We start from the raw sequence: 12,924 nt of genomic DNA, 5'->3' as shown, positions 1-12,924 counted from the left end.
AAAATATAATCGCCTAACCTTTAATACTACTGAAAAAAGTATCCCGTCTGTGGTGAGCTGGCAGTTGCCATTTTGCGCATCGGCATACGACCCGCCAAGAAAGCCTGACGACCTGCCCATACCGCATGCTTCATTGCTTGAGCCATCATCACAGGATTTTGCGCATTGGCAATGGCTGAATTCATCAGTACGCCATCACAGCCAAGTTCCATGGCAATCGCGGCATCAGAAGCTGTACCGACACCAGCATCAACCAATACGGGTACTTTCGCATTTTCAATAATCAAGCTTAATGTATGGCGATTGAGCAAACCAAGACCAGAGCCAATCAGACTACCAAGTGGCATAATTGCCACGCAGCCCATACTCTCTAACTCTTGAGCAACGATAGGGTCATCTGACGTATATACCATGACCTCAAAACCGTCATCAATCAACACTTTGGCAGCTTTTAGTGTTTCCATCACATTAGGGTATAAGGTTTTTTCGTCCCCCAATACTTCAAGCTTAACCAGATTATGCCCGCCTAATAGCTCGCGAGCAAGCTTACAAGTACGAATCGCCGTTTCTGCATCAAAACAACCCGCTGTATTTGGCAAAATAGTGTATTTATCTGGTGAAATGACATCAAGCAAATTGGGCTCATTGCTATTTTGACCGATATTGGTACGACGAATAGCGACCGTCACTATCTCTGCTGCTGACGCGCCGATGGCGGCACCCGTTTCAGTCATATCTTTATACTTACCCGTACCGACCAATAATCGAGAAGAAAAAGTACGACTGCCTACCGTAAAAGTATCTTGCAAAAGGGGTGTCGATTGAGTGGCAGTGCTAGTGTTATCTGACATAACTGAAAATCCTAATGGCGAGTAAAACAAAATGCTATTATAACAAAATCATGCAATCTTACTTGCAGTCTTTTTGAGTTGAGCCAGTTAAGAATAATACATTTACCATGCTTTGATACAAGTTTTTTTCTGAGTTTTTCTTTATCTATTAGGTCGTTTTTATGATGCAACTGCCGTACAGTTTTGCAAAACGCCATCAGATTTTGGTTATTCTAGCCATTGATCCTGAGCTGCCACCGACATTGCTATTGACCAAGGTGACGCCGCTTTCAGCAATCAATGAAGCGGTGCGATTTTTACAGCAGCAAGGCATACGCGGTGTGCCAATATATGAAAGTGTCAGCTCGGACGATTTTGAGAAACGCATGAATGCCGCTTATGCAGGTAACACTGGCGAGTCACAGTATATCGCCGCTGGCCTTGAAGACCATCCTGATCTTGATAGCTTGGCAGATAGCGTGCCTGAAACTGAAGACTTGATGGACCAACAAGACGATGCACCTATTATCCGTCTGATTAATGCATTATTGTCCGAAGCGATACGTCTAAACGCCTCAGATATCCATATTGAAACCTTTGAAAAACGCTTGGTCGTTCGCTTCCGCGTCGATGGTGAGCTTAAAGAAATCATCACACCAAAACGTCAATTAGCGCCGTTATTAGTATCGCGCATTAAAGTGATGGCAAAACTGGATATCGCTGAAAAGCGCGTGCCACAAGATGGGCGTATTAGCTTGCGCTTAGCGGGGCGCGAGGTTGATGTGCGGGTATCGACATTGCCGTCAAGTTTTGGTGAGCGTGTGGTCATGCGCTTACTAGATAAGCAAGCAGGTCGCCTGAATATGACCTATTTGGGTCTATCTGATAATGATTATAGTGAGCTTAAGCGCTTAATCCATCGTCCGCATGGCATTATATTAGTGACAGGACCGACAGGCTCGGGTAAAACCACCACGCTATATTCCGCACTGACTGATTTAAATGATCAAACCCGTAATATCTTGACCGCTGAAGATCCAATTGAATTTCAGCTCGATGGCATTGGGCAAACGCAGGTCAATAACAAAGTCGATATGACCTTTGCTAAGAGCTTGCGTGCAATGTTGCGTCAAGACCCAGACGTGGTCATGGTGGGTGAAATTCGCGATTTAGAGACAGCAGAAATCGCTGTGCAAGCGTCTTTAACAGGGCATTTGGTATTATCAACCCTACATACCAACACCGCTATTGGAGCGGTTACGCGCTTGCAAGATATGGGCGTTGAGCCGTTTTTATTATCATCATCATTGATAGGCGTGGTCGCCCAGCGTTTGGTACGTACGTTATGTACACATTGTCATGATTGGCAGATGGCTGACCATGAACAAGCCAAATTGTTTACTGAGATTGGTATTCAATCAATGTCTGACAATATTGTAGCTAACAATGCTGCTGATAATCTGACAGATAAAGCTATCAAGCTACCTAGAGCAGTCGGCTGCGATAAGTGTAACCAATCAGGCTTCAAAGGGCGAACAGCGATATATGAAGTGGTGCCCGTTGATGATGCGCTGCGACGCATGATTCATAGCAATACCGCCGAGTATGAGCTAGAAGAGTACGCCCGCCAAAAGACACCATCGATTCGTGCTGATGGTTTGCGTAAGGTAATCGCGGGACGTACGACATTAGAAGAAGTGCTACGCGTGACCAAAGAAAGCGCCCTACTTGAGGACGCTTTGATTGTTTAGAGTAATATTTTAAGAGACATTTTTATTTGACAGCGATACATTCAACTTCAACGCTGGCACCTGCCGCTAGCTCTGCGACGCCAAAAGCTGAACGGACGGGATAAGGCTTTGCCAGTTCAGCTTTATAGATTTTATTAAAGTCATTAAAATCGTCCATATCGGTGAGCATCACCATACACTTCACGATATCTGACTTTTGGTAACCATATTTCAATAACGTAATATTGATATTATCCATTGTCTGTTTGACCTCGGCTTTAACACCGCCTTTGACCAGCTTGCCATCTTTAAAGCCAATCTGACCAGACATATACAAAGTATCGCCGACACGGACTGCTTCTGAGAAAGGATAACTGCCGCCGTCACCTAAAAACACAGGGCTAGACTTAGTCATAGTTGCTGCATGGTGTGTATGAGTTGAAGTTTTTTCGGGTGCAGCGGTGGCACTAACGGTAAATCCTAATGCACAGATACTGACGAGAAAAGCCTTGGATAAATTAGTAAACGCTGTTTTAGAAGTAGCTTTGGAAATCATTTTGGACATCATTGTCTCCTTATTATAAGTTTATAAATCACCGTTATACGAAGTGCGCTATAAAAATGCTTTAACATGGATAGCGCACTACTTTACGTATTCTTAATATATTAATTATCTTAAACAGCCTCATCATTATCAGCTGATTGATTGTCTTACTCAGTTTCTACTTTTGCGTCTGTTTCTACTTCTACTACTACCTTGGTATGAGACTCAGTATCAGCCTCTGCCGACTTCTCATTAGCTTTGCCTTGACGACGCGCTTCTAACTCAGACTTGGGTATCCAAGCCCATGTCATCTCGACTACGATTGGGTCGCGATCACTGTCCGACTCACGGTCATGAATGACACATGGAATAATCATTTCGCCTTTCGGAGTATTTAAAATATCTAAACGCTGCTCATCAGATAAGCTTGCGATGGCAGCCATTTGTCCTTTTTTAATCGGTCGATAGAAATTCACCGAATAAGACTTAATCAATAGTACACGATCAGCAGGTAAGTTTAAGCCTAAAATGAATCCCGTTGCCGTTTCAGCAAGCAAAGTAATGGCAACTGCATGGACGGAGCCGATATGGTTTTGGACCGCTTTGGTATTATTTAAACTGACCACCACTTGGTTTGGCTCGACCGTTTCATAGTAGATACCCGTTGTGCCCACATAAGGTACCACCTTACCAAATGCTTTCGATAAAATGCTCGAACGTGCACCAGCAGGTAAATATTTGGTGATGGATAACAGTTTGGTAAATTGATTGCTGATTGGTTTAAGCGTGCTATTGGTTTTTTCGACTGCAGGTTTTGTGTTCTCAGAGACTTTGGCTGGCAGTTTATTGGTCCGTTTGATCGGGAGTTTTTTTAATAATCCTGACATATAATATTCCTCATTTAAGTGGGATTTACAATGCTAATGATATTAGGGTTAAAAGGCTCATGTCATAAATGAGTCACCGAATAGGCTTTATGCTAGCAGCTATTTTAGTTATGGTACATTAACTGCTCAGTCGCTACTATTATTACCATGTACTGCTGCGCTTACAAAATAACAGTGACGTAACGGCATCTTAGGCGTTAGTAATTTAAGCACTGATACCCTGTAGAGCGAGCAACTGTAATGATAAAATGCTAGCGCTTTTTTATACTTTTTTGCTGGATAATGTTATGCCTGATATGTGTGATGATAAACCGACCAATATTATTTATACGGGCGTCGCGGGTACTGGTAAAACCTACCGATTGCTCCAAATTTCTAAAGAATATACGGACTATCTGCCTAGAGCCAATAATGAGGATTTACTCAAGCAGTTATTGCAAGAATTGAACTGGCGTGATGTGGTGTGTTTAATATTTTTAGATTTTCAATCGCAAAAACAGGACTTAGTAAAAGTACCTGAAATCGTTAATCATGAGTTTTTTATCGCCAAAGCATTACAAAACGCACGTGAGAAAAATTTAAGTAATACAGCGTGGTCTGTACTGCAAATGCACAGTCCAACAAGCTCACAGACGGTTGCGTATAAAAATAGAGCCAGCCAAGCGTATTTTGATAAAGACCCTAGCGGTGCGTGGTATTTACTGCCTGACAGCCTGATGCTATTAGGCGAATTGTCAGAGCAATTGTCAGAATTTCAGCAGGCGCAACGTGATAATAGTGCCAGCCAAACCCAACGCTTTAGCCAACAGCGCTTTAGTATGGTCAGTTTCCATCAGGCATATGGCTATGAAGAGTTTGTCGAGGGCATTCGCCCGGTAATGGCAGCTTCTAATCAGTCGAATAACAGCTCATCTCAAATGAGCTATGCCATTACTGATGGCGCCTTTTTAAAGCTCTGTCAGCGCGCGGCAAATGATTCTCAGCAGCGTTATGCGATGCTGATTGACGAGATTAATCGTGCCAACGTCTCACGCGTTTTTGGTGAATTGCTCAGCCTTATTGAACCTGATAAACGAGCAGGTACGCCCAATGCGATGACAGTAAGTTTGGCATACTCTGGGCGAGCGTTTAGCGTGCCTGCCAATGTTGATGTCTATGCGACCATGAATACCCAAGATCATTCGTTAGCGCCACTAGATATGGCACTGCGTCGTCGTTTTCGCTTTATTAACTGTCCGCCGCAGCCTGAGCTATTACCGATTATCAACCTCAATAAAGGATTAGAAATAGTCGACGAAGCGGAGTGCATCAATTTAGCCAAAGTATTAACGGGTTTAAATCATCGTATTAGCCAAACGTTAGGGATTGAGGCGCAAATGGGTCATGCATTTTTATTCTCCGTGCATAGTCTTGAGCAGTTACAAATGGCACTTACTGAGCAAATTATTCCACAATTAGCCCAAGCAGCTGGCGGGCAAGTGGCTGTCTTGCAGTATATTTTTAGAGATGAACAGCAGCCAATATCGGCGCAATTTATTCATGATAGTCAAACGTCAATACATAACGGTATGTCCACTCAAATGGCTAGCGAGAATGGTATAGCTTCTCAGAACTCCATGTTTGCAGGACAGCAATCCTATTTTACTCAATCTATAAATGCCGGCAGTTATGCAATTAATACTGACCTTATTGCCAATACTGGCAAGTTCACCCAGCTTGCCGTCTATCAGCGCTTATATCCATGAGGATGTTAATCGATGATAAATACGCATAAGCACACTCAAAGCTCTGAAATGAATATCATGACGGTATTTGAACATCAGCGTTTAATAGCGTCTAATTTCTTGTACGACTCTGATTTTCAGTGGCTGATAACCCAAGAGCTGTCAGTATTTAGTATTAAACGCAAGCAAGGACAGTGGCAACTCAAGGTTGGACATTATATTGGCGTTATTGTACTGCCTAGTGGCATGACTCTTGAGATACTGCCAAAATTTATTGCAAACACTGCTAGCAACTCTATTAAGCAGCCATATCAGTCAAATGAATCACCAGTAGATGCGGATATTTTACAGACCCGTCACTGGGTACAAAATATGCTGTCAGACCTAATGAATAGTAACGATAACAAATCGCCTCACAACAAAAATTTTGGTCAATATAATGATAAATTAGCCGCACTACCATTAGCAGCATTACCCTTGTCAAATTGGCTGATTGAGCAATTCTTGCAGCGCTTAGCTCATTATCAACCGACCAAACAGTATCAAACCCAAATCCATAACCAAGCAGCAATTCAAGGACGTTTACTCATAAAAGAGCAATTACGTCATAACAGTATGCAGCCACATAAATTCGTTTGTGAGCGCAGTGTGCTGAGCCAAGACATGCTAGGCAATCGAGTCATTAAGAGCGCATTAACGCTGCTGATGCCTTTGTTGTCTCAATCAAATCTGCTTTTGCATTTACAGCCGTGGCAACAAATGTCTGTCCTACATCAGCATGAAATACGCCAGCTAGAGTCGATATACCTTCAAGCAAAGCGTGAGCTTGCCATTCAGCCGCTGCAAGTAAAGCAATTACAAGCCGCTCAGCAGCTTGTAGATTTCGCTTATTGGCTGCTTAGTCAATCAAATATGGAAATCGGTCATAGTATTAATGCATCAAAACCATTTGGTAGTAGGTCTACACCGCCACGCTTATGCTTACTGATAGATATGAATCAAGCGTTTGAGCAATGGGCAAGCCAGCGTATCGCTTTGATTTTTCAACAGCAAAGCAAAGATTATCAACCACTGTTTCAAACGCAACGTGTTTGGCTTAATGATGCAGAAGGGCAGGCGTGTTTGTCTATTCGTCCTGATTTATTGATTTATCGCCAGATGCGTTCGAATACTAAAAATGAAGAGAAGCATGATGATGCTTTACCAATAAAGAATTTAGGAGCAAATCCATCACCAGAAAAACAAGCAGGTCAATATAGTCACGTGATTGATATTAAATGGAAGCCTTTAGCGCATGCCAGCGCCATTAGTGCCAGCGACGCTTATCAACTGAGCAGCTATGCGCAGGCTTATCAAGCAGAGCAAGTCTGGCTGGTATATCCAGTACAAGACAATCAAAGACGAGCGGTTGTATTAAAGCAAGATACTCAGGACATGTGCAATAGTGAAAATGCACCCTATGCTCAGTTATGGCTGATACCTTTTAATGTGCTTACAGGTACGATAAACACTGACTTGCTTCCGACATAAGATTTAGTATAATATGCGCTTAGCTCATAAGGCACTATGTTGAGTAGCGCTTGTTGTCGACGCTTAGTTTATAAGAAATAAGCCTTTTTTAAATAATTTAGCAGTTATTTCAAATTAATTAAAAATAGGTGTTGACACCATCGGCGTTTCCCCTTAATATGTGCACCTCGATAGCAAGGAACGTTAGCCGGTTAGTGGCATTGCCAACAACCAGTTAATTAACAAACTATCGTGTTAATAGAGAATTTCGGAGTGTGGCGCAGTTTGGTAGCGCATCTGGTTTGGGACCAGAGGGTCGTAGGTTCGAATCCTATCACTCCGACCATCTATTTAAGAGCCTTACAGGCTTTTTTTTATGTATAATGGTTTGGTTTCTTGTATATCAAGCGGACCAAAATATGTAAAAGTCCTCTAAGAGCGCCTGTAGCTCAGTTGGATAGAGCATCTCCCTTCTAAGGAGGTGGCCGCAGGTTCGAATCCTGCCAGGCGCACCATTTAGCCTGCATATATTGCTGAATTTTGGCAACAGTTATGGCGGTTGTAGCTCAGTTGGTAGAGCCCCGGGTTGTGATCTCGGTTGTCGTGGGTTCGAGTCCCATCAGTCGCCCCATTTTTTTGCTGTATCCCTTCTGTTTATATTCTATATTAAAATCATTTAAAAAAAGCCGCTGCCATTTTTGGCATTTTTTTGTACCTGTCTATTTTATATCTTTTTGCCTCTGTGATAGTCCTAAACCTTTTAAGTCGCTCATGATCTAACAGTCTACTGGCGTTTTTTATCATTTTTTTATGATACATATTGTGTCGTAAGGGCTTTATAAAGGTATATTAGCTGTACTGTCAAAGAAAAATTCATCTCAGTAGCACTATATTTTTAAATAAAATCGATCCTCATATTAATGCGATTTTTTTATTAAAGTGGCGCGTTATTGAGCAGCTGTTATTGAGGAAATGGTTAATGGATGCATTAAGCGTGTTACTACAAAATGTGCATTTATTCGATACGAAATACTATCGCTTAAATGGTACAGGCAATTGGTCTTACTCACTCACTAGACAAGATACGATTGTGTTTTATTTGGTGATGTCTGGTAGCTTTTGTATTGATATGGGCAGTGGACTCAGAGAAGCGCATGCTGGCGACATTATTATGATTCCTAGCTCGCACAATCATGTCAGTTACGCGCTCAACCATCATGGTGAGAGTGCCAAACCTTTGGATGAGTTGCTTACTAATTGCACGGAACAAGTGCTTGATATTCAGGGCGATGGTGATGCCCAATCATCTTTGATACTGATTGAATGCAAGTATGATAAAGAGATGATTCGTCCTTTATTATCAGTGCTACCAACGATATTGCCTGAAATTAATGATGAATCTGATGGTCGGTTCGAGGTGATTGATGTTGAGATTCGACTGCTGACGTTGGAAGCTGAGCATGAGCGGATGGGTAAGACAGCGATTATCAATCATTGGGCAAGTATTATGATGATTGAGTGTTTGCGGGTTTATATCGAAAGTTTGCCTGAAGCCACTGACAGTTGGCTAAAAGCCATGAAAGACCCATTTTTAACCAAGGCATTGGTCGCCATGCACGAAAATCCAAGCCAAAACTGGAGCATTCATGAGCTTGCTGAAGTTGCAGGTATGTCACGCTCGAGTTTTGCGCAGCGTTTCAAAGACGTGGTTGGTATGCCACCGTTAACCTATCTGATTGACTACCGTTTGCGTCTGGCAGCACGTTATTTGCGCTTACAGCAAAATAGTATCAGCCGTATTAGTGAGCTAGTGGGTTATGCCTCAGACTCAACCTTTAGCCAAGCCTTTAAGCGCGTGTATGGCATATCGCCAAAAGCGTACCGCCAGCAATATCAAAAACAAAACCTTGCTTAGCCGCTGCTTCACATATAAATAGTCATCCAAGCTGTGTGATATTTTCTAAACTGAGTCAGTGATATAATAGCGTCTATCTGATAATAATTTTTCATCATTAGCATTTCGATCTTGCACAGCTGACAATAAGTGTAGGTTCAGGTACTATGGAATGACAATGAAGTAATAAGTCGCCTAGTTGCGACGGTGTTTTAGCGACCTATATTTTATGCTTATATATTACGGTCTATCCAGAATATAGTATGACTTAGGTAATGTTTATTTTTGCAGCTGATGGTGTTTTATGACTGAACCGACCGCAAAACCAAGCGTAAAATCAAATGATCTACAAGATTCTTCTGCGTCTATTAATCATAAAGACAAGCTCAATAGCAGAGTCAAAGCTAACAATAATCAGCATAACTCAAATCTTCAGCAGGAAAATAGCGCACAGGCAGGTATGGCTATTCGGCTTGATAAAGCGGCATTATTAGCATTATTTGTTTTGCCAAATGCGGAGGGCAGCTTGACAGAGACTAGCTCTGCTAATATAAATACTGCTAATCATACTCTGATAAACCAAAGCTCATCTATCTCTGCAAGTGACAGTAGTATTACTACTCAGCGCGTGGCACTTTATCGGGCTCAGCATGAGCGCACGCAGCAATTATATTTGGCTTCTGCTGCTATCCGTCCAACTTACCTTGTACATACCCTCAAAACACAATTTGCCGAATACCAGCAATATTTGCTTGCACAGCAGCTGGATAAACGCGGTTTGATGGATACGGATGCCATTGAGCGCTTATGGCAGCAGCTGCATGTGGTCGATGACATCATCGAAGATATTGTACGCCATATGCCAGCTCAGCAACCTGCAGGTTGGCAGTTGACAACACAGGATGGGCACAATCCATTATGCTTTGCCACCGTCGGCAAGCTAAAGCATAATAAACCTATCTTTGATCAAGGCAGTTTGAACAGCTATGTGCTCGGGCACTTTGGCGTCAGTAGCTTTACTTACGATCGCGGCTATTATATCGGACATGTGGTTGGCTATTTATTCAGCTGTTATTTTTGCGCCCATTTATCTATTACCTATGGCGTGACAGCGCTTGGTCAGGATGTGGTGAGTGATTATGATTATGCCAGCCTTGAAACCCCGCACATGGTCAGATTGTTACAAGGTTTAGACGGTTATTGCAAAAAACGTATTTATCAATTGGCAGTCATTTGTGCACGTCTCAGTGTGTTTGCCAGTGATAAGCGCATTGAGCGTATGCTGATCGCTGAAGTCAATGATTTTGATAAAAAGCTACAACAACAGCATTTAGATGTTCTATTATTGCAAGGCTTGATGCCGGATAGTAACGATTCTACGCCGCTTCTTTAAGTCATCTATTCTTTTAATAAGCCAACTTTTCAAATCTTGATCCATTCTCTTTTACTCTTGACCGTCTTAGGATATCCGCTGCTATGCCCGCTTATCATTATAAAGCGCTTGACGATCGCGGCGGCATCCAAAAAGGCTTGCTTGAAGGGGATTCTGCGCGGCAAGTACGCCAGCAGCTGCGTGATAAACAATGGACGCCTGTCGAAGTCAACGCCGTCAATGATAGGCAAAGTCAGCATAAAAGCCGCTATAAAAAACCCTCTGCTTATGAGTTGGCACTGCTTACCCGCCAGCTATCTGTATTACTTGCTGCTGGTATTCCGTTAGAGGAAACTTTGGCAGCTGTCGCCAAACAATCGCCAAAAACCCATATCAAATCTTTGATGCTTGCCGTGCGCTCGCATGTCCTAGAAGGTCTCAGTTTGGCGCGCGCTTTGCAGCAAGCGGCGAGCTTTCCCCCACTATATATCGCTACCATTGCAGCTGGAGAAAAATCTGGTCATTTGGATTTGATCTTAAATCAGCTTGCCGATTACACCGAAAATCGCTTTGCCTTACAGAAAAAAATACAAGGCGCTATGGTTTATCCCATCGTGCTGATGGTGATGGCAGTTGGCGTAATTATGGGGCTAATGAGCTTTGTAGTACCAAAAATTGTCAAAGTGTTTGAGCAGTCCGAACAAGCTCTGCCTTTAATTACCCAAATTGTCCTTAGCTTATCAAATATTATTACCCAGTGGTGGTGGCTGATGCTGCTGGTGTTGGCAGGAACGGCATTTTTATTCTATCGCTTTGCTCAGACGCAAGCGGGCAAGCTGGCCATAGATAGTGCTGTGCTAAGATTGCCTATACTGGCACGCTTATCGAAAGGGTTGAATGCGGCGCGCTTTGCCAGTACGCTTGCGATATTGGTGCGCTCTGGTGTGCCATTGATTGAGGCGCTCCATATTGGCGCTGCGGTCACCACCAATTTGCATATTCAAAAAACCATCATTACTGCTGCGGATAGAGTGACAGAGGGTTCAAGTCTGTCGAGTCAATTAGACAAATCGCCCTATTTTCCGCCGATGATGGTACAAATGATTAAAAGTGGTGAAAACTCGGGCGAGCTTGAAAATATGCTTAGCCGTGCTGCCAATATGCAGGAGGCAGAAGCCACCAATTTCATCAGTACTTTATTGTCATTACTTGAGCCTTTAATGCTGGTGCTGATGGGTGTGGTCGTCATGATTATCGTAATGGCGGTGATGCTGCCAATTGTGAATATGAATGACTTGGCTGGCTAGTTTTTATCAACCTTAAATATACGCTCCTGTTAGTAATAGTTGTTTTATTACCCTTATGCTTAACAGCATTTCTGTTTCCATATTTTGTATTTTCAAATACAGCCTCTATACTTCTAATACTTTGATTCATTTTTTTATTTATATTCTAATGATTTGACTTCAAATTTGGCTACGTTTCTTAAGTTTTGCTTACTGTTGTATATTATTGACCGGCCAACGCTTTTACTTTTGTCAAATCTAACCTTGCGTTATAGTAAGTATCAGTTATAAGTAACAGTCAAACGCTATTTCAAAAGGTTAGCCATCATAGATTATTAATGACACATTGACATAAATGACAACCTGCCTTCAATGCTGGATAAAAGTAAAACCATGGTTTATAGTAATAATCGTTTCAGTGCTCCTTAAGACACTGTAAATATGCCTATTATGAATGTGACGATAAAGGTAACTTAAACAAACGTCATCTTCATTATTTATATAACCTTGACGCGAAAAGCGATGCCAGAAGCGATGACTATGACTGATAATATTCGAGTAAGTACGATTTCACCAAGTAATATGGATGATACGCCAGAGTGTTTAGCAGCAGCGCAAAGTCAGAAAGCTGTTGCTTTATCAAGCACTCAGCGCGTAAGCAATCTCCAATCAGGATTTACCTTGATTGAAATCATGGTGGTGATTGTGATTTTGGCCATTCTTGCCGGTCTAGTGGTGCCAAAGGTGGTCGGACAAAGTGATAAAGCACGGGTTAAAACCACTGAAACAGCGCTATCAACAGTATCAAATGCGTTAGATATGTATAAAGTAGATAATTCGCGCTATCCAACGACGGCTCAAGGCTTAGAAGCACTCACCACGCCACCAGCGGAAGCTAAGAACTATCCTGACGGTGGTTATATTAAAGGCGGGTATCCAACGGATGGTTGGGAAAACGAGCTGCAATATGTTGCCCCGGGTAGTGAAGGTCGACCTTATGATTTATTTTCTCTAGGGGCTGATGGCGAACAGGGCGGAGAAGGGCAGGATGCTGATCTTTATGCTCAGCTATAAGCTCTAGCCTACTCAGTTATTTAGGTATTGTTTGCAAGCGATACCATGATAAATACCTTGTCGCTAAAAGCATC

10 protein-coding genes and 3 tRNA genes are annotated in these 12,924 nt (G+C 42.4%); 10 read left to right on the top strand and 3 right to left on the bottom strand.

The window, feature by feature from the left end:
* Window positions 1-26: 26 nt before the first annotated feature.
* Window positions 27-851 carry a thiazole synthase gene (locus FQ083_RS04015; protein ID WP_011512620.1) on the bottom strand — a complete coding sequence of 275 codons (825 nt, stop codon included), beginning with the start codon at window positions 849-851 and terminating at the stop codon, window positions 27-29.
* A 161-nt stretch (window positions 852-1,012) separates the two neighbouring features.
* Here FQ083_RS04015 and gspE point away from each other — a divergent pair, with 161 nt between their 5' ends.
* Window positions 1,013-2,581, top strand: a complete 1,569-nt coding sequence (gspE, locus tag FQ083_RS04010) for a type II secretion system ATPase GspE (protein WP_149408923.1) — start codon at window positions 1,013-1,015, stop codon at window positions 2,579-2,581.
* A 22-nt stretch (window positions 2,582-2,603) separates the two neighbouring features.
* Here the strand turns inward: gspE and FQ083_RS04005 are convergent, their stop codons facing one another.
* Complete coding sequence (locus tag FQ083_RS04005) at window positions 2,604-3,125, bottom strand: RidA family protein (RefSeq protein WP_149408922.1); 522 nt, start codon at window positions 3,123-3,125, stop codon at window positions 2,604-2,606.
* 146 nt (window positions 3,126-3,271) lie between these two features.
* Window positions 3,272-3,991, bottom strand: a complete 720-nt coding sequence (locus tag FQ083_RS04000) for a DUF4442 domain-containing protein (protein ID WP_149408921.1) — start codon at window positions 3,989-3,991, stop codon at window positions 3,272-3,274.
* A 248-nt stretch (window positions 3,992-4,239) separates the two neighbouring features.
* Here FQ083_RS04000 and FQ083_RS03995 point away from each other — a divergent pair, with 248 nt between their 5' ends.
* The 9 genes from FQ083_RS03995 to gspG all read left to right on the top strand — a co-directional run bounded on the left by FQ083_RS03995 (window position 4,240) and on the right by gspG (window position 12,850).
* Entirely contained in the window at window positions 4,240-5,736 is a 1,497-nt protein-coding gene (locus FQ083_RS03995) for an McrB family protein (protein WP_149408920.1), read from the top strand.
* 12 nt (window positions 5,737-5,748) lie between these two features.
* A complete protein-coding gene (locus FQ083_RS03990) occupies window positions 5,749-7,245 on the top strand; it encodes an McrC family protein (RefSeq protein ID WP_149408919.1) in 1,497 nt (498 codons plus the stop codon).
* A 248-nt stretch (window positions 7,246-7,493) separates the two neighbouring features.
* Window positions 7,494-7,570 (top strand) — tRNA-Pro (locus FQ083_RS03985).
* Window positions 7,571-7,662: 92 nt separating this feature from the next.
* Window positions 7,663-7,739: transfer RNA gene (locus tag FQ083_RS03980), tRNA-Arg, on the top strand.
* Window positions 7,740-7,779: 40 nt separating this feature from the next.
* Window positions 7,780-7,855: transfer RNA gene (locus tag FQ083_RS03975), tRNA-His, on the top strand.
* Window positions 7,856-8,203: 348 nt separating this feature from the next.
* Entirely contained in the window at window positions 8,204-9,139 is a 936-nt protein-coding gene (locus tag FQ083_RS03970) for a helix-turn-helix domain-containing protein (RefSeq protein ID WP_020442614.1), read from the top strand.
* Window positions 9,140-9,422: 283 nt separating this feature from the next.
* Window positions 9,423-10,511 carry a hypothetical protein gene (locus tag FQ083_RS03965; protein WP_149408918.1) on the top strand — a complete coding sequence of 363 codons (1,089 nt, stop codon included), beginning with the start codon at window positions 9,423-9,425 and terminating at the stop codon, window positions 10,509-10,511.
* An 83-nt stretch (window positions 10,512-10,594) separates the two neighbouring features.
* Window positions 10,595-11,797, top strand: coding sequence for a type II secretion system inner membrane protein GspF (gene gspF, locus FQ083_RS03960; protein WP_149408917.1), 1,203 nt, complete (start codon window positions 10,595-10,597; stop codon window positions 11,795-11,797).
* Between the two features lie 519 nt (window positions 11,798-12,316).
* Window positions 12,317-12,850, top strand: a complete 534-nt coding sequence (gspG, locus tag FQ083_RS03955; RefSeq protein ID WP_262880838.1) for a type II secretion system major pseudopilin GspG — start codon at window positions 12,317-12,319, stop codon at window positions 12,848-12,850.
* Window positions 12,851-12,924: the final 74 nt, after the last annotated feature.

The organism is Psychrobacter sp. ANT_H59, from assembly GCF_008369225.1.
Taxonomy (GTDB): Bacteria; Pseudomonadota; Gammaproteobacteria; order Pseudomonadales; family Moraxellaceae; genus Psychrobacter; species Psychrobacter cryohalolentis.
Note: the sequence above shows the minus strand (reverse complement) of the source record. Positions and strands in the feature narration are given on the sequence as shown.

Bases quoted from the DNA above. Each gene is read 5' to 3' on its own strand.
- gspE (WP_149408923.1), top strand. From the start codon at position 1,013: ATGATGCAACTGCCGTACAGTTTTGCAAAACGCCATCAGATTTTGGTT.
- FQ083_RS04000 (WP_149408921.1), bottom strand. From the start codon at position 3,991: ATGTCAGGATTATTAAAAAAACTCCCGATCAAACGGACCAATAAACTG.
- FQ083_RS04015 (WP_011512620.1), bottom strand. From the start codon at position 851: ATGTCAGATAACACTAGCACTGCCACTCAATCGACACCCCTTTTGCAA.
- FQ083_RS03995 (WP_149408920.1), top strand. From the start codon at position 4,240: ATGCTAGCGCTTTTTTATACTTTTTTGCTGGATAATGTTATGCCTGAT.
- gspG (WP_262880838.1), top strand. From the start codon at position 12,317: ATGACTGATAATATTCGAGTAAGTACGATTTCACCAAGTAATATGGAT.
- gspF (WP_149408917.1), top strand. From the start codon at position 10,595: ATGCCCGCTTATCATTATAAAGCGCTTGACGATCGCGGCGGCATCCAA.
- FQ083_RS03970 (WP_020442614.1), top strand. From the start codon at position 8,204: ATGGATGCATTAAGCGTGTTACTACAAAATGTGCATTTATTCGATACG.
- FQ083_RS04005 (WP_149408922.1), bottom strand. From the start codon at position 3,125: ATGTCCAAAATGATTTCCAAAGCTACTTCTAAAACAGCGTTTACTAAT.
- FQ083_RS03990 (WP_149408919.1), top strand. From the start codon at position 5,749: ATGATAAATACGCATAAGCACACTCAAAGCTCTGAAATGAATATCATG.
- FQ083_RS03965 (WP_149408918.1), top strand. From the start codon at position 9,423: ATGACTGAACCGACCGCAAAACCAAGCGTAAAATCAAATGATCTACAA.